A 16,743-nucleotide genomic window follows, 5' to 3' on the forward strand; every position below is an offset into this window, starting at 1 on the left:
GGCTGCGTCGCCGGCGGGCGCGGGCCTTGCCGGCACCGACCCGATGTCCCTGGCCGCCGCCTACGCCGAGATCAAGCTGGCGCACCTCGCGCTCGTCGCGGCCAGCGGTTTGCTGTTCGCCGTGCGCGGCGCGGCGGTGCTCGCCGGCCAGCGCTGGGCGATGGTCAAGCCGCTGCGCGTGGCCAGCTATGTCATCGACACGCTGCTGCTGGCCGCCGGCGCCACCTTGTGGACGCTTCTTGCGCTGCAGCCGTTGCGCGACGCCTGGCTCGGGACCAAGCTCGTGCTGCTCGTCGTCTACGTCGTGCTCGGCTCGATCGCGCTCAAGCGGGGCCGCACGCCGGCGGCGCGGGCCGCCGCCTATGCCGCCGCGCTGACGGTGTTCCTCTACATGGTGTCGGTGGCGCGGGCGCACCATCCGCTGGGCGTGTTCGCCGCCTGGTGGAGCTGATCCGGGAGGCGCGATGGCCACGTTCCCGCTGCACGACGGCCCGAGTGCCGGTTTCGACGCTCCGTTCGAGATGCTCGAAGCCTGCCACGACCGCGTCGAACGCATGCTGTCGCTGCTGGAGCGCCTGCGTGCGCACCTCGAGCAGCGCGGCGGCGCCGTCGACGACCAGGCGCGCCACGCCGCACGCGACGTGATGCGCTACTTCGACCTCGCCGCGCCCAACCACCACGAGGACGAGGAACGCCACGTCTTCCCGGCGCTGCGCGAGCAGGGCGAGGCCGCGCTGGCCGACCGCCTGCAGGCCGAGCACGCCCAGATGGCGACCGCCTGGTACGCGCTAAAGCCGACGCTGGCCGCGGTCGCCGACGGCCACTGGGACGCGGCCGTCGTGCCGCAGTGGGAGGCCTTCGTCGCGATGTACCGGCGCCACGTCGCCGACGAAGACGAGCGCGCCTACCCGGCCGCCGCCGCGGCGATCGACGACCGCTGCCTGGTGCGCATGGCCGAGGAGATGGCGCACCGCCGCGGCCTGCGCTGACCCCCCAACGCAACGTGGCGTCACAACCCGTTTCCTGACCTGGGCCGGATGCGCGGCCCGGGGCCGGGCGCACAATGCCCGCAGGAGGTCGACGGCATGTCGTCAGGCAAGATTCTCGTGGCCCAGGGTGGGGGGCCGACCGCAGTCATCAACCAGTCGCTCGTCGGCGTCGTGCTCGAGGCGCGGCGCTTTCGCGACGTGCGCCTGGTCTACGGCGCGCGCCACGGCGTGCGCGGCATCGTCGACGAGGACTTCGTCGACCTGACGCAGGAAACCAGCCACAACCTCGAGCAGGTCGCCAACACGCCGTCGTCGGCGCTGGGCTCGACGCGCGACAAGCCCGACCTGAAGTACTGCCAGGAGATCTTCAAGGTCCTGCAGGCGCACGAGATCGAGCACTTCTTCTACATCGGCGGCAACGACTCGTCGGACACGGTGCGCATCGTCAGCGAGCAGGCGATCAAGGCCGGCTACCCGCTGCGCGCGATCCACATCCCGAAGACGATCGACAACGACCTCGTCGGCAGCGACCACACGCCCGGCTTCCCGAGCGCGGCGCGTTTCGTCGCCCAGGCCTTCGCCGGCGCCAACCTCGACAACGCGGCGCTGCCGGGCGTCTACGTCGGCGTCGTGATGGGCCGCCACGCCGGCTTCCTGACCGCCGCCAGCGCGCTGGGCAAGAAGTTCCCCGACGACGGCCCGCACCTGATCTACCTGCCCGAGCGTGTCTTCGACATCGGCCAGTTCCTGCGCGACGTGAAGACGATGTACGAGCGCCACGGCCGCTGCGTCATCGCCGTCAGCGAAGGCATCCACGACGCCTCGGGCACGCCGATCGTCGTGCAGCTGGCCAAGGCCGTCGAGCACGACGCGCACGGCAACGTGCAGCTCTCGGGCAACGGCGCGCTGGCCGACCTGCTGTGCGAGGAGATCAAGTCCAAGCTGAAGATCAAGCGCGTGCGCGGCGACACCTTCGGCTACCTGCAGAGGAGCTTCATCGGCTGCGTCAGCGACGTCGACCAGCGCGAGGCGCGCGAAGTCGGCGAGAAGGCCGTGCAGTTCGCGATGTGGGGCAAGAGCGACGGCTCGGTGGCGATCAAGCGCACCGGCTTCTACTCGGTCGACTACGAGCTGCTGCCGCTGGCCGCGGTGGCCGGCAAGACGCGCACGATGGACGACGAGTTCATCACCGCCGAAGGCACCGACGTCACCGACGCCTTCCGCATGTATCTGCGGCCGCTGCTGGGCTCGCGCATGCCCGATGCCTACCGGCTGCGGCCGGCTCCCGTTCCCAAGGTGCTGAGGACCCCATGAACGCGGCACTCGACCCGGTGCTGGCCCGGCAGAGCCAGCCTCTCGGTCCGGCGCTGCCGGGCGATCGTCTGGCTTTTCCCGGCGGCCTGGTCTGCTACACGATGGGCAGCGGCGCGCCGCTGCTGCTCGTGCACAGCGTCAACGCCGCGGCCTCGGCCGCCGAGCTGCGGCCGGTCTACGAGCACTACGCCACCTGGCGCACGGTGTTCGCGCTCGACCTGCCGGGTTTCGGCCTGTCCGAGCGCAGCGACCGCGAGTACACGCCGCGGCTGATGACCGACGCGCTGCACGAGGCGGCGGCGCAGATCCGCCAGCGCTGCGGCCCCGGGCCGCTGGACGCGGTCGGGCTGTCGCTGGGCTGCGAGTTCCTGGCGCGTGCGGCCTGCGAGCGGCCGCGCAACTGGGGCCGGCTGGCCCTGGTCAGCCCGACGGGCTTCCGCGGCAGCAAGCCGCTGCGCGGCGCGCCGGGCTCGACGCGTGCGATCCCCGGCCTGCACGCCGTGCTGTCGGTGCCGCTGTGGGCGCCGTTCCTGTTCGACAACCTGACGCGGCCCAAGGTCGTGCGCTACTTCCTCGAGAAGACCTGGGGCGGCCGTCAGATCGACGAGCAGGCCTGGGCCTACGCGGTGGAGACCGCGCGCGCGCCCGGTGCGCGGCACGCACCGCTGGCCTTCCTGTCGGGCGGGCTGTTCAGCGCCGACATCCTCGACGTCTACGACAAGCTGCGCCAGCCGGTGTGGATGTGCCACGGCGTGCGCGGCGACTTCACCGACTACCGCGCGAAGAAGGAAGTCGAGAAGAAGCCCAACTGGCGCTTCAACGTCTTCCAGACCGGCGCGCTGCCGTACTTCGAGCGGCCGCAGGAGTTCTTCGCCGTCTGCGACCGCTTCCTCACGCGCTGAGCCCCGGCGGCGGCCACGCGCCGCCGGCCGGGCGTCACCGCGTCACAGGGTCTTGGCCGCCATCTTGAAGTCGGGGTCCTCGGGGAAGGGCGAGATCGTGAAGCCGAGGCTTCGCATCAGCCTGAGCATGTTGGCGTTGTTGGCCAGGATCAGGCCCTCGATCTCGGCCAGCCCCTTGGCGCGCGCGAAGTCGACGATCGACAGCATCAGCCGCGAACCCAGCCCCTGGCCCTTGAACTCGTCGGCCACCGCCAGCGAGAACTCGCAGGTCGTCTGGTCGGGGTTGGTGATGTAGCGCGAGACGCCGATGATGCGTTCGCTCTCGTGGAAGCTGCCGTCCTCGGCGACGTGGCGCTCGTGCAGCACGGCGACCAGCGCCATCTCGCGGTCGTAGTCGATCAGCGTGTAGCGCGCCAGCATGCGCGCCGGCAGCTCGGGCATCGTGCTGGCGAAGCGGAAGTAGCGGCTCTCCTCGGACAGCCCGCGCACGAAGGACTGCAGCATGTCGGCGTCGTCCGGGCGGATCGGGCGGATCGTGTACAGCCCGCCGCCCTTCATCGGCCACTCGCGTTCCTGGCTCGACGGGTAGGGCAGGATCGCCAGGTGGTTGTAGCTGTGCGGCGCCGCCGCCGAGTGGTCGATGACGATGCGCGCGTCGACCGCGACCGCGCCGTTCTCGTCGACGATGATCGGGTTGATGTCCATCTCGCGCAGCTGCGGCAGCTCGCAGACCATCTCCGAGACGCGCAGCAGCACCTGCTCGAGCGCCTGGATGTCCGCCGGCAGCGCGCCGCGCCATTCGCCGAGCGACTCGGCGACGCGCGCCCGTTCGATCAGCCGGTGGGCCAGGAACTGGTTCAGCGGCGGCAGCTCCATCGTGCGGTCGGCGATCAGCTCGATCATCGTGCCGCCGGCGCCGAAGGTGATGACCGGGCCGAACGGGTCGTCGGTGGTCAGGCCGACGTAGACCTCGCGCGTCTTGCCGCGCGAGTTGCGCCCGGCCATCGGCTGCACCGTGATGCCGTTGATGCGCGCGCTGGGCATCGCCCGGCGCACCGCGTCCATCATGTCGTTGAAGCGGTCGCGCACCTGGGCGGCGCTGTGCACGTCCAGCGCCACGCCCTTGACGTCGCTCTTGTGCGAGATGTCGGGCGAGTCGATCTTCAGCGCCACCGGGTAGCCCAGCTGGCTGGCGATCAGCATCGCCTCGTTGGGCGTGCGCGCGAGCATCGTGCGCGTCACCGGGATGTGGAAGGCCGCCAGCAGCGCCTTGCTCTCCATCTCGGTCAGCACGCGGCGGCGCTCGGTCAGCACGCCTTCGATCAGCAGCCGCGCGCCTTCGGTGTCGGGGTCGGCCAGGTGCGACAGCGAGGCCGGTGTCTGCTGCAGCAGCTGCTGGTTGCGGTAGAAGCTCGCGATGCTGTGGAAGGCGTCGACCGCGGCTTCCGGCGTGCGGAAGGTCGGGATCAGCCGTCCGGCCAGGTACTCGCGCGCCGGGCGCACGACGGTGTCGCCCATCCAGCACGACAGCACCGGCTTGCCGCTGGGCGAGTAGGCCTCGCCGACGCCGTGGGCGATGGCCAGCGGGTCCTCGCCGGCCTTGGGCGAGTAGATCAGCAGGATGCCGTCGGCGCCGCGATCGGCCAGCGCCTGCTGCAGCGCTTCGCGGTAGCGCGCGCCGTCGGCGTCTTCACCCAGGTCGGCGACGCCGGTGACGTCCAGGCCGATCTCGTCGGCCCAGTCGGCGGCCAGCACGCCCGGGCCGCCGCCGTTGGTGATGATCGCCAGCCGCTTGCCCACCGGGCGGAAGCGCGAGGCCAGGCACTTGGCGGCCGAGAACAGCTGCACGAAGGTGCGCACGCGCACGACGCCGGCGCGGCGCAGCGCGGCGTCGAAGACGTCGTCGGCGCCGACGATCGAGGCCGAGTGCGTCAGCGCGGCGTGCGAGCCGGCCGGCTTGCGCCCGGCCTTCATCACGACCACCGGCTTGGCGTAGGCCGCCGCGCGCAGCGCGCTCATGAAGCGGCGTGCGTGGCGGATGCCTTCCATGTAGACCAGGATGCTCTGCGTCTGGCCGTCGTTGGCCAGGAAGTCCAGCGCCTGCGGCAGGTCGACGGCGGTGTTCGGGCCCAGCGAGATGACGTTGGAAAAGCCGATGCCGTTGTGCTGCGCCCAGTCGAGGATCGAGGCCGTCAGCGCGCCCGACTGCGAAATCAGCCCCAGCGGGCCGGGCGCGGCCAGCGGCCCCAGCGCGCTGGCGTTGAGCTTGAGCGCCGGGCGCTGGAAGCCCAGGCTGTTGGGGCCCAGCAGGTGCACGCCGTAGCGCCGCGCGACCTGGTGCAGCTCGGCGCAGGTTTCCAGCGGCAGGCCGCTGGAGACGATCAGCGCGGCGCGGCAGCGGATGCGGCCGACGATCTCCATCGCCGCCGGGATCTGCTCGGGCGGCAGCGCGATCAGCGCCAAGTCGGCGCGAGAGGCCGCCAGGTCGGCCAGCGTGCCGGTCATCGAGATGTCCAGCCAGGTGATCGGGCCGGCGTAGCCGCCGTCGATCAGCGAACGGCGCAGCGTGCGCGCCAGCGGCGTCGGGGCCTCGTCGCTGTCCGGGTCGCCGGCGAAGACGACGATCGATTTCGGCGCGAAGAGCGAGCTGAGGATGTGACGGTCCACGATGGAGCTTTCGTCGTCTTGGGTTAACCGCGGAGGATAGGCGAGGGGCTCGTTTCGCGGTCGTGCGCTCTACACGGTCGCGGTGGGCGTGTTGATCTTGCGCAAGCGCCGCGTGGCGCCGGCGTCAGGGCTCCAGCGTGCCGCGTGCGGCCTCGACGACGCAGTCGGTCAGGCGCTGCAGCGCCGGCAGTGCGATGCGCGTGTGCTGCCAGGCCAGCGGCACGTCGAGCGCGCTGCCGGGCACCAGTTCGACCAGGGTGCCGGCGGCCAGCAGCGCGCGCACCAGCGGCTCCGGATTCATGCCCCAGCCCAGGCCGGCGAGCGTCGCGTCGACGAAACCCTGGCTCGACGGCAGCCAGTGGCGCGGCATCTCGACGGCCTGACCGGCGGCGCGCTGCGCCCAGCGCTGCTGCAGCCGGTCCTTGCGGTCGAAGACCAGCGCCGGCGCGCGCGCCAGCGTCGCGGCGTCGACGCCGTCGGCGAAATGGCGCGCGACGTAGGCCGGGCTGGCCGTGGCGACGTAGCGCAGCCGGCCCAGCGGCACGCGCCGGCAGCCGGGCGCCGGCTGCTCGTCGGCGCTGACGGCGGCCAGCACCTCGCCGGCGTGCAGGCGCTCTGCGGTGTGGTCCTGGTCGTCGACGCCCAGGTCCAGCAGCACGCGCGGTTCGGCCTGCGCGAAAGCCGCCGCGGCGCCGACGAACCAGGTCGCCAGGCTGTCGGCGTTGACGGCCACCGGCAGCGTCGCCCAGCCGGCGTCGCTCTGCAGCGCCGGCAGCTCGGCGCGCAGCGCGCCTTCGAGCAGCGCCACCTGCTCGGCGTGGCGGCACAGCAGCCGGCCGGCCGCGGTGGCGCTGCAGGGCTGGCCGCGCACGACCAGCACCTGGCCCAGGCGCTCCTCGAGCAGGCGCACGCGCTGCGAGACCGCCGAGGCAGTGACGTGCAGCGTTCGCGCAGCGCGTTCGAAGCTGCCTTCGCGCACGACGGCGGCCAGGGCTTCGAGCAGGGCGTAATCGAGCATGAATGAAGCAACGCTAATGACGGTGCAGGACGTTTTAGCACCGCTTCGGCCCGGACGCGGCATGCTGGCGCATGTCTTCCGCCTGGATCACCGGTTTCTCCCTCAGCATGGCGCTGATCGTCGCGATCGGCGCGCAGAACGCCTTCGTGCTGCGCCAGGGCCTGCGCCGCGAGCACGTCGGGCCGGTCGTGCTGTTCTGCGCCGCGATGGACGCGCTGCTGATCGCCGCCGGCGTCGCCGGGCTGGGCGGCGTCGTCGGCGCCGCACCGACGCTGACGACGCTGCTCTCCTGGGGCGGCGCGGCTTTCCTCACGGTCTACGGGCTGCGCGCCTTGTGGCGGGCCCGCCGGCCGGGCGCGCTGGCCGCGGCCGCCGGCGAGGGCTTGAGCCGGCGCCAGGCGCTGGCCCAGGTGGCGGCCTTCACGCTGCTCAACCCGCACGTCTATCTGGACACGGTGCTGCTGGTCGGCTCGGTCGGCGCGCAGCAGGCGGCGGCCCTGCGCCCGGCTTTCGTCGTCGGTGCGGCGTCGGCCAGCGCGCTGTGGTTCTCGGGCCTGGGCTACGGCGCGCGGCTGCTGGCGCCGGTGTTCGCGCGGCCGGGCGCCTGGCAGGTGCTGGACCTCGTGATCGGCGTCACGATGCTGGCGCTGGCGGCGGCCCTGCTGCGCTGAGCAGGAAATCGTCTGCCGCCGCACAATGCGCCGACCCAACCGCAAGGAGGAGCGGCCATGAAAGGCGACGCCGTCGTACTCGAGCACCTGAACCGCCAGCTCAAGAACGAGCTCACCGCGATCAACCAGTACTTCCTGCACTACCGCATGCTGAAGAACTGGGGCTTCGTGCGCATGGCCAAACACGAGTACGAAGAGTCGATCGAGGAGATGAAGCACGCCGACAAGATCGTCGACCGCATCCTCGTGCTCGAAGGCCTGCCCAATCTGCAGGACCTGGGCAAGCTGCTGATCGGCGAGACCGTCGTCGAGATCGTCGAATGCGACCTGAAGCTCGAACTGGGCTCGCAGGCGCAGCTGAAGGAGGCGATCGCGCACTGCGAGTCGGTGCGCGACTACGTCAGCCGCGAGCTGCTCGAAGAACTGCTGGAAGACACCGAGGAGCACATCGACCACCTCGAGACCCAGCTCGAACTGGTCGGCAAGGTCGGCGAGCCGAACTACCTGCAGTCGCAGATGGGCGAAGCCTCCTGAGGGCGGCGACGCCGGCCGCTACACCCTGTTGCTCGCCCAAGTATTGAGATGGATTCGCATTTAGCTTACGATCCGGCGCATTCCGACTGGAGCGCGCCCATGATCGTCTGCCTCTGCCACCGCGTCTCGGACCGCGACATCGCCGCGGCCGTCGAGTCGGGCACGCGCTGCTTCGACGTGCTGCAGGACGATTTGCGCGTCGCCTCCTCCTGCGGCTGCTGCCACGACTGCGCCCGCGAGGTCTTCGACACCGCGCTCGCGCGCCACGCCGGCGCGACGTCGTCCGGGGCCGCCCAGGCTGCCTGACGCGGCGGCGGGTACGCCGCTTGCCCTCGCGCTCCGCCACGGCCGTCCGTGCCGTACTCAGGAGCGACGATGCAAACGAAGAACACGTCCCGGTTCACGATGACGGCCGCGAGCTTCGCGGCCGTCTGCTTTTTGGCGGCCTGCGGCGGCAGCGGCGGCGGTGATGATGACTCGCCGAGCAGCGCCGGCATCTCCAACGAAGTCGCCGAAGGCTATGCCGCCGACTCCGCTTCGATGCCGGTCGTCGCCGCCGACGGTGTCGACCTGGCGGTCGAGACCGTCGAAGCCGGGCTGAGTGGCGCGGCCGGTGTTGGCCAGGTGACGGCGCAGTCGGTCGACGGCAGCCGGGCCTGCGCCGGCGGCGGCACCGTGAGCTGGACCGTGACCTCGGCCAACCCTTCGGACGAAGGCAACGGCCAGCTCGACGCCGGCGAGGTGGTCGACGTCGACTATGCCGGGTGCATCGCCGCCGACGGCACGACGACGCTGGACGGCTCGCTGAAGCTGACCGTCGTCGCGCGCGACGCCACCTCCAGCGACCTGACGCTGCTGGTCAGCGGCCTGAAGCTGACCAAGCCGGCCGGCAGCTTCACCGTCGGCGGCGGCCTGCGCCTGCAGCGCGAGACGGTGGCCGTGGACGGCGGCGGCAGCGAGCGCCACCGCACGCTCAGCGCCGAGTCGATCGCGATGGTCACGATGATCGGCCAGCGCGAGTCGAACTACCGGCTGCGCGACGTCGACTGGACCATCGTCAAGACCTACGACGCCGGCGGCGCCTTCGTCTCGCGCACCCACGACGGCGAGCTGACGCTGGAAGCCGACAACCCGCGCCGGCCCGACGCCCAGCTCGCGATCGCCACCGACGGCGCGCTGACCGTCGGCAGCGACGGTTACGTCGCCGCCGGCCGTCTCGTCGCCACCAGCCTCGACAACCAGCTCACCGCGACTTGGGCCGACGCCAGCGTGACGATCACGCTGGACCTGGGCCGCGACGGCAGCATCGACCGGACCTGGACGATCACGCGCGATACCTGGCTCGGCCGCGTCGGCTGAAGCCCGCAGACCGCAGGTGGCGCAAAGCGCGCCGCCGGCCCGCGCGCCAGAATGGTGGCAGTGCGTCGACGGAGGAGACCCGGATGAAGACGTCCCTGCTGCTGCTGCCCGGCCTGCTGTGCGATGCCGAGCTCTGGCAGCCCCAGGTCGCTGCCTTGCCGGCGGCCTGCAGCGTCGCCGAGTACGGCGACGCGCGTTCGATCGCCGCGATGGCCGAAGCCGCGCTCGCCGCCGCGCCGCCCGGGCCGCTGGCCGTCGCCGGCCACTCGATGGGCGGGCGCGTCGCGCTGGAGATCTGCCGCCGCGCGCCGGAGCGCGTGCAGCGCCTGGCGCTGCTCAACACCGGCTGCCTGCCGCTGCCCGAAGGCGAGGCGGGAGCCGCCGAACGCGCCGGCCGCCTGCGTTTCCTCGAACTGGCGCGCCGCGACGGCATGCGCGCGATGGCGCTGGACTGGGTGCAGGGCACGGTGCACGAGAGCCGCCGCCCCGGCCCGGTGGTCGACACCGTCGTCGAGATGTTCGCGCGGCGCACGCCGGCGGTCTTCGAGGCCCAGATCGAGGCCCTGCTGACGCGCCCCGACTACTCGCCGCTGCTGCCGCAGCTGCGCTGCACGACGCTGCTGCTGACCGGCAGCGACGACCGCCTGACGCCGCCGGAGACGCACGCCGAGATGCGCAAGCGCATCCCGGGCGCCTCGCACGTCGTCATCGGCCGCTGCGGCCACATGGCGCCGCTGGAGTCGCCGGCGGCCGTCAACGCCGCGCTGGGCGCCTGGCTGGCGGCCTGATCCCCCGCAGGGCGCCCCCGCGAGCGCACGGGCGACAATCCCGCCCCTCTTGAAGGGCGCCGCGGCGCCCCCACTGTGCATCGCCGTGCCCGGCCTCGCCGGGCGGAGCCACTCTTTCGCCGCCAACACCATGGACAAGCAAACCCTGTCGTTCCAGGCCGAGGTCAAGCAGATCCTGCACCTCGTGACGCATTCGCTGTACTCGAACAAGGAGATCTTCCTGCGCGAGCTCGTGTCCAACGCGTCGGACGCCTGCGACAAGCTGCGCTTCGAGGCGCTGGACAAGGCCGAGCTGTACGAGGACGACCCCGACCTGGAGATCCGCGTCAGCTTCGATGCCGAGAAGAAGACGATCACCATCCACGACAACGGCATCGGCATGAGCGCCGACGAGGCCGTGCAGCACCTGGGCACGATCGCCAAGAGCGGCACGCGCGAGTTCATGGCCGCGCTCGAAGGCGAGCAGAAGAAGGACGCCAACCTGATCGGCCAGTTCGGCGTCGGCTTCTATTCGGGCTTCATCGTCGCCGACCGCATCACCGTCGAGACCCGCCGCGCCGGGCTGCCGGCCGAGCAGGGCGTGCGCTGGTCCAGCGAAGGCACCGGCGAGTTCGAGGTCGAGACCATCCACCGCCCCGAACGCGGCACCGATGTCATCCTGCACCTGCGCGACGGCGAGGACGAGTTCCTCGCGGCCTGGAAGCTGCGCAGCATCATCAGCAAGTACAGCGACCACATCTCGCTGCCGGTGCTGATGCCCAAGCAGCGCTGGGACGACGAGAAGAAGGAGCAGGTCACCACCGACGAGTGGGAGGCCGTCAACAAGGCCGCCGCGCTGTGGGCGCGCTCCAAGAGCGACGTCACCGACGCCGAGTACCAGGAGTTCTACAAGCAGATCTCCTACGACAGCGAGGCGCCGCTGGCGTACACGCACAACCGCGTCGAGGGCCGCACCGAGTACACGCAGCTGCTGTACGTGCCGGCCAAGGCGCCGTTCGACCTGTGGAACCGCGACAAGCGCGGCGGCGTGAAGCTCTACGTCAAGCGCGTCTTCATCATGGACGACGCCGAGGCGCTGATGCCGGTGTACCTGCGCTTCGTCAAGGGCGTGATCGACTCGGCCGATCTGCCGCTGAACGTCAGCCGTGAGCTGCTGCAGGAAAGCCGCGACGTCAAGGCGATCCGCGAAGGTAGCACCAAGCGCGTGCTGGCGATGCTGGAGGACGTGGCCGAGAACCAGAAGGACAAGTACGCCGAGTTCTGGGAGCAGTTCGGCGCCGTGCTGAAGGAAGGCATCGGCGAGGACCACGTCAACCAGGAGCGTCTGGCCAAGCTGCTGCGCTTCGCCTCGACGCAGGCCGATTCGGGCGTCGGCTTCGCCGACTACGTGGCGCGCATGAAGGAAGGCCAGGAGGCCATCTACTACATCACCGCCGAGACGCTGGCCGCCGCCAAGAGCAGCCCGCAGCTGGAGATCTTCCGCAAGAAGGGCATCGAGGTCCTGCTGCTGACCGACCGCGTCGACGAGTGGATGCTCTCGCACCTCTACGAGTTCGACGGCAAGCCGCTGCAGAGCGTCGCCAAGGGCGGCGTCGACCTGGGCAAGCTGCAGGACGAGGAAGAGAAGAAGGCGGCCGAAGCCACCGCCGAAGCGCTCAAGCCGGTGCTCGAGCGCCTGAAGGAGGCGCTGAAGGAGCGCGCCAAGGACGTGCGCACGACGACCCGCCTCGTCGACTCGCCGGCCTGCATCGTCGCCGACGACGGCGACATGAGCGCGCACCTGGCGCGCCTGCTCAAGCAGGCCGGCCAGACGGCGCCGAAGTCGCTGCCGATCCTGGAGATCAACGCCGAGCACCCACTGGTCAAGCGGCTGGACGGCGACGCGCGTTTCGACGATCTGGCGCAGATCCTCTTCGACCAGGCCCTTCTGGCCGAAGGCGGCCAGCTGGAAGACCCGGCGGCCTACGTGCAGCGCGTCAACCGCATGCTCGTCGCCTGAGCCTCCTGCCGCGCCCCGCACGGCCCGGTCAAGGCCAGGGCCTTGCCGTTGGCGCGGCTGCAACGTCCTCTCTGACCGAGTGTGACGGGCCGGCCCGGCCGGCCTAGCATCGTCGGCGGCCGGAACGGTGCACAGGCACGAATCCGGCGCCAATGGTCCGGGCCCAGCCCGGCAGGAGGAACAGAGATGACGACGAAGACGGTCGGGCGCGACGCCCGGGCCGCGGGGTTCGCCTGGCGTTTCGCGGGCGCGGCCCTGGTCACGGGTTCGCTGGCGGCCTGCGGCGGCGGCGGTGGTGGCGGTTCGCCCTACGGTGACGACGTGAAGGCGCCGCCGACGGCGGCCGCGACGTTCACCGCCACGTCCGGCAGCGCCATCGGCGGCGTGCAGTCGGCCGTGGCTGCGTCCGACCGTGCGATCGACTCCCAGGCGTCCCTGGTGGGGCTGGACGTGCTGCTCGGCGACGCCGGTGCCTCCGGCAAGGTCAGTGCGAAAAGCGCGGGCACGGTGCACGCGCAGGCTTCGGACACGGCCTCCTGCTACGAACTGTTCCAGGTCACGCCTTGCGCCGGCCAGGTGGTGGTCAGCACCAATGCCGACGCGAACAGCAACGTCATCGCCGCTGGCAAGTACATCGCGTTCGACTTCCAGCAGATCGCGTTCGGCAGCGGCAACGCAGCCGTGGCGATCGACGGCGGTCTGCGTGTCGACTTCGAGACGGCCGTGAACTTCGACGTCGGCTTGCGCCCCGGCGACTCGCTGCGCATCGCCTTCGACGGGCTTCGCGGCAACTCCGGCGGCGTCGCCTTCGGCCCGGTCGACTTCAGTGCCCGTCTGCAGTATTCGACGGCCGGTTTCCAGCTGACGGCCGACGGCGTGCGCTACACCGCCCTGGACATCGGCAGTTCCGGTGGCGCGTCGGTCATCAGCAGCGGCGCAGCGCGCCTCGAGCATCCGGCCCAGCCCGGCACCTACGTCGACGTCGACTTCGCCAACTGGCAGCGCCTGAACGGCCGGCCGGTGAGCGGCAGCAGTGCGACGGTGTCCGCCGGCGTCTGGACGGTTCAGGTCACGGTCACCGCCACGACGACGACGACGGTCACCTACCGTGCCGTCGTCAGCGAATCGGGCGCGACGCGTGGCACCTACCTGATTCGCGCCACCTACCAGTCGACGACGGGCGGCACGCCGAGCTACGCCGAACTGCCTCCGACCTGAGCGGCCGCGGCCGAGCCAGCGGCCACGCGCCGCGGGTTGGGCCGGCGAGCCGGCTCAGCCCATCGCCTCGAGCTGCTCGCGCAACTGCGTCGTCTGCTGCGACCAGTAGGCCGAGCTGCCGAAGTAGGGGAAGTTGATCGGGAAGCTGGGGTCGCTCCAGCGCTCGGCCAGCCAGGCCGCGTGGCGCACCATGCGCAGCGTGCGCAGCGGCTCGATCAGCACCCGTTCGCGGTCGTCGAACTCGCTGAACTCCTCGTAACCTGCGATCAGCGTGTCGAGCTGGCGGGCGATCGTCGAGCGGTCGCCCGAGACCAGCATCCACAAGTCCTGCACCGCCGGGCCCTGCATCGCGTCGTCGAGGTCGACGACGTGCGGGCTGCCGTCGCGCCAGAGCACGTTGCCCGGGTGGCAGTCGCCGTGCAGGCGCAGCGTGGCCAGCGGCTGCGCAGCGTCGAAGGCGGCCTCGACGGCCGCGAGCGCCTGCTCGCAGCTGGCCTGCCAGGCGGGCAACTGGTCGGCGGGCACGAAGCCGCCCTCGACCAGCAGCGCCAGCGCCCGCCGGCCGTCGGCGCGTGCGTCCAGCCGGTGGCGGTGTTCGAACGGGCAGCGGCGGCCGACGGCATGCAGCCGGCCGATGAACCGCCCGATGCGGCGCAGCGTCTCGGGGTCGTCGAGCTCGGGCTCGCGCCCGGCGCAGCGCGCCGACACCGACCAGCGGTGCGCGCCCTGCAGCGCCAGCGTCGGCGGCGTGCCGGCCAGCGCCACGCCGTCCTCGGCGCCGGTCAGCACCAGCGGCGGCACGACCGGCACTTCGGCGGCCGCGAGTTCGAGCGCGAAGGCGTGTTCCTCGAGTATCTGCGCGTCGCTCCAGCGCCCCGGGCGGTAGAACTTGGCGACGACCGCGCTGCCGTCTTCCAGGAAGAGCTGGTAGACGCGGTTCTCGTAGGAGTTGAGCTGCAGGATGCGGCCGTCGCCGCGCAGGCCGACGGCGTCCAGCGCGTCGAGGACCTGCTGCGGCGTCAGGTCGGCATATCCGGGGCGTGGGTTCATCAGTGGCGCCGCGGTGGCGTGCCGCGGCCGCGCAGGTCGGACGCACGGCGCGTCGGCGTCACCCAGGGCGGCACCGGCGGTGACGGGGCGACCGCGGCCGGCTCGGGTTCGGTCGGCAGCTCGCCGACCCAGGAGTTCTCGACCAGCGGCGCCGGTGCGGTCTCGACCCAGACGTGACGCTCGCGCCGGCGCGACGGCGGTGGCGGGAGCTCCGCGGCGCGTTCGCGTGCCGCCGGCGTGGCGTCGAGCAGGCGCATCAGTTCCTCGGCATCGGGCATCGCGTCGGGGCTGCAGCGCAGGTAGCGCACGCGGCAGCCGGCCAGCACCTCGGCCTTGAAGCGGCGCTGCTCGGCGACGGCCGGGTCTTCGCTGCGTTCGAGGTCGATCGCACCGAGCACGCGGCCGCTCGGGCTGCAGACGAGGAAGGCGACGTCCAAGGTCGCCAGGCGTGACAGGAAAGGCCGGGCGCGCTCGTTGTCCAGGGCGCGGCAGAAACGCCGCAGCGGCACGCGTGCCAGCACCAGCAGTTCGGGCAGCGCGGCACGCAGCTCGCGGTGCACGCGCCGTTCGACGGCGTCGAACACCGGGCGGGCGGCGAACACCCCTTCGGGCGTCGGCGCGGGTTCGGGCCGCGTGCGCCTGTGAACGAACCACAGCGCCGCCGCGCCACCGAGCAGGGCGAAGGCGATGGAGCTGAGGATCCAGGGCAGGGCGGGCGGCATCTCGGAGGGCACCGCCGGACCGCGGCCGATGCGCCGGCGATCTTAAACCGGGGGCATGGTCCCGCGGTCGCGTGCACCCGCGGCGCGCGAGGCATGCGACACGGCCGCGTCGCCCAGGTCGGGCAGCGTGCCGACGCCGCCCCACAGGTTGAGCCAGCGGTCGAAGCGGCGGGCGTGGCGCTTGAGGCCGTAGTCGAAGTCGGCGACCTGCTGCTCGACCACCGCCTCGACCTGCGAAGCGAGGTCCTGCGGCGGCAGGTAGACGCGGGCCACCGCGTCCGGGCCGTCGAAGCCGACCTCGGCGCAGGCGTTGCGCGCGATGCGCAGCATCGCGGTGTTCTCGGCCAGCGCGTGGATCAGCAGCGTGTAGACGCCGCGGTTGCGCGCGTGGACCATGCAGAGCCCGAACAGGCGCGAGCCCCAGCCGCGGCCGCGCGCGCGGGCCGACACCGAGACGCCGAACTCGGCCTCGGCACCGGGCAGGCCGTCTTCGCACAGGTAGGCGAGGTGGGCCATCGCGACCAGTTCGAGGCGGCGGTTGAAGATGCCGAAGATCTCGTCGCGATCGAAGTCGAGGTGGGCGACGTACTGCTCGATCTGGTGGTTGCCGGCGGCATAGCCGAAACGCAGGTAGCGGTCACGCGGCTCCAGCCCCAGCAGGTGCTGCAGCACGCGCGGGCGGTGGCGCTCGGCGAGCTTGCGGATCGGGACCCACTGCTGCGCCGCCGCGGCTGCGGCGGCGGGTTCGTGCCCTGGAACTTCGGACTCGGACGTCATGGTGATCCCTAGCGACTGCTGTTGTGGGCGCATCCTATCCGAAGCCCTAGGGTTAACCCTTGACCCGTCTCCCCAGTTTGCCGTTCTAAACGGCGATAGTTGGCACGGCAGAACTGTGTATACTCGCGGGCTTTCCCGATTTCGGCTGGGAAAAGCACGTCCAGGTCGGGCGCCTTCGCGGGCGCTGCGGCCAGCCCCGAGAGGCCGCCCCAGACAAGCGGTGCCGAGGGGATGGCGGGAAGTTCAAGCCGATCCCACGCGTGCCGCGTTCGCGGTGCGCTCATTGTGAAGACCCCCTCATGAAGACCTTCAGCGCCAAGCCGGCCGAGGTGAAGCACGAGTGGTACGTGATTGACGCCACCGATAAGGTGCTCGGACGTGTCGCCAGCGAAGTGGCACTCCGTTTGCGCGGCAAGCACAAGGCCATCTACACGCCTCACGTCGACACCGGTGATTTCATCATCGTCGTCAACGCCGACAAGATCCGCGTCACCGGCACCAAGGCCACCGACAAGATCTATTACCGTCACTCGGGCTTCCCGGGCGGCATCTATGCCACCGCCTTCAAGGACATGCAGGCCAAGCACCCCGGCCGCGCGCTGGAGAAGGCCGTCAAGGGCATGCTGCCGAAGGGCCCGCTGGGCTACGCGATGATCAAGAAGCTGAAGGTGTACGCTGGTGACACGCACCCGCACACCGCCCAGCAACCCAAGCCGCTGGCGATCTGAGGACTGC

General features: G+C 71.3%; 17 protein-coding genes. 12 read left to right on the forward strand and 5 right to left on the reverse strand.

The window, feature by feature from the left end; translation table 11 throughout:
• Nucleotides 1–43: 43 nt before the first annotated feature.
• The 4 genes from RGE_RS03640 (at nt 44) to RGE_RS03655 (ending at nt 3,205) form a co-directional block, all read left to right on the forward strand.
• Nucleotides 44–451, forward strand: coding sequence for a SirB2 family protein (locus RGE_RS03640; protein ID WP_014426961.1), 408 nt, complete (start codon nt 44–46; stop codon nt 449–451).
• 13 nt (nt 452–464) lie between these two features.
• Nucleotides 465–989 (forward strand): hemerythrin domain-containing protein, encoded by a 525-nt coding sequence (locus RGE_RS03645; RefSeq protein WP_014426962.1) that lies wholly within the window; start codon nt 465–467, stop codon nt 987–989.
• A gap of 96 nt (nt 990–1,085) precedes the next feature.
• Complete coding sequence (locus RGE_RS03650; protein ID WP_014426963.1) at nt 1,086–2,303, forward strand: 6-phosphofructokinase; 1,218 nt, start codon at nt 1,086–1,088, stop codon at nt 2,301–2,303.
• On the forward strand, nt 2,300–3,205 hold the full coding sequence (locus RGE_RS03655) for an alpha/beta fold hydrolase (protein ID WP_014426964.1): 906 nt from the start codon (nt 2,300–2,302) through the stop codon (nt 3,203–3,205). The genes RGE_RS03650 and RGE_RS03655 overlap by 4 nt, the downstream gene beginning before the upstream one ends.
• 42 nt (nt 3,206–3,247) lie before the next feature.
• On the opposite strand, the gene RGE_RS03660 is transcribed toward RGE_RS03655, so the two are convergent.
• Both RGE_RS03660 and RGE_RS03665 read right to left on the reverse strand, forming a co-directional pair.
• Entirely contained in the window at nt 3,248–5,872 is a 2,625-nt protein-coding gene (locus RGE_RS03660) for a bifunctional acetate--CoA ligase family protein/GNAT family N-acetyltransferase (RefSeq protein ID WP_014426965.1), read from the reverse strand.
• A gap of 124 nt (nt 5,873–5,996) precedes the next feature.
• Nucleotides 5,997–6,890: a LysR family transcriptional regulator ArgP gene (locus RGE_RS03665; RefSeq protein ID WP_014426966.1), complete on the reverse strand. Its 894-nt coding sequence runs from the start codon at nt 6,888–6,890 to the stop codon at nt 5,997–5,999.
• A 71-nt stretch (nt 6,891–6,961) separates the two neighbouring features.
• On the opposite strand from RGE_RS03665, the gene RGE_RS03670 reads away from it, so the two are divergent.
• From RGE_RS03670 to RGE_RS03700, 7 genes are all read left to right on the forward strand, one after another.
• Nucleotides 6,962–7,561: a LysE/ArgO family amino acid transporter gene (locus tag RGE_RS03670; protein WP_014426967.1), complete on the forward strand. Its 600-nt coding sequence runs from the start codon at nt 6,962–6,964 to the stop codon at nt 7,559–7,561.
• A 57-nt stretch (nt 7,562–7,618) separates the two neighbouring features.
• A complete protein-coding gene (gene bfr, locus RGE_RS03675; protein WP_014426968.1) occupies nt 7,619–8,095 on the forward strand; it encodes a bacterioferritin in 477 nt (158 codons plus the stop codon).
• Between the two features lie 99 nt (nt 8,096–8,194).
• On the forward strand, nt 8,195–8,401 hold the full coding sequence (locus tag RGE_RS03680; RefSeq protein WP_014426969.1) for a (2Fe-2S)-binding protein: 207 nt from the start codon (nt 8,195–8,197) through the stop codon (nt 8,399–8,401).
• A gap of 69 nt (nt 8,402–8,470) precedes the next feature.
• Nucleotides 8,471–9,454 (forward strand): hypothetical protein, encoded by a 984-nt coding sequence (locus RGE_RS03685; RefSeq protein WP_014426970.1) that lies wholly within the window; start codon nt 8,471–8,473, stop codon nt 9,452–9,454.
• Between the two features lie 83 nt (nt 9,455–9,537).
• Entirely contained in the window at nt 9,538–10,242 is a 705-nt protein-coding gene (locus RGE_RS03690) for an alpha/beta fold hydrolase (RefSeq protein WP_014426971.1), read from the forward strand.
• 130 nt (nt 10,243–10,372) lie between these two features.
• Entirely contained in the window at nt 10,373–12,241 is a 1,869-nt protein-coding gene (gene htpG, locus RGE_RS03695) for a molecular chaperone HtpG (RefSeq protein WP_014426972.1), read from the forward strand.
• Nucleotides 12,242–12,427: 186 nt separating this feature from the next.
• The gene (locus RGE_RS03700) at nt 12,428–13,459 is read left to right on the forward strand and encodes a hypothetical protein (RefSeq protein WP_014426973.1); all 1,032 of its coding nucleotides are present in this window, start codon (nt 12,428–12,430) and stop codon (nt 13,457–13,459) included.
• Nucleotides 13,460–13,513: 54 nt separating this feature from the next.
• Here RGE_RS03700 and RGE_RS03705 read toward each other — a convergent pair whose 3' ends face one another.
• From RGE_RS03705 to RGE_RS03715, 3 genes are read right to left on the reverse strand one after another with little or no spacing between them, the layout of a single operon-like run.
• Nucleotides 13,514–14,509, reverse strand: coding sequence for a serine/threonine protein kinase (locus RGE_RS03705; RefSeq protein ID WP_014426974.1), 996 nt, complete (start codon nt 14,507–14,509; stop codon nt 13,514–13,516).
• Nucleotides 14,509–15,231 (reverse strand): DUF2726 domain-containing protein, encoded by a 723-nt coding sequence (locus RGE_RS03710; RefSeq protein ID WP_014426975.1) that lies wholly within the window; start codon nt 15,229–15,231, stop codon nt 14,509–14,511. The genes RGE_RS03705 and RGE_RS03710 overlap by 1 nt, the downstream gene beginning before the upstream one ends.
• Before the next feature lie 42 nt (nt 15,232–15,273).
• Nucleotides 15,274–16,008, reverse strand: a complete 735-nt coding sequence (locus RGE_RS03715; RefSeq protein WP_014426976.1) for a GNAT family N-acetyltransferase — start codon at nt 16,006–16,008, stop codon at nt 15,274–15,276.
• A gap of 299 nt (nt 16,009–16,307) precedes the next feature.
• On the opposite strand from RGE_RS03715, the gene rplM reads away from it, so the two are divergent.
• Nucleotides 16,308–16,736: a 50S ribosomal protein L13 gene (rplM, locus tag RGE_RS03720; protein ID WP_009858097.1), complete on the forward strand. Its 429-nt coding sequence runs from the start codon at nt 16,308–16,310 to the stop codon at nt 16,734–16,736.
• Nucleotides 16,737–16,743: the final 7 nt, after the last annotated feature.

This window comes from Rubrivivax gelatinosus IL144, from assembly GCF_000284255.1.
Lineage (GTDB): Bacteria > Pseudomonadota > Gammaproteobacteria > Burkholderiales > Burkholderiaceae_C > Rubrivivax > Rubrivivax gelatinosus_A.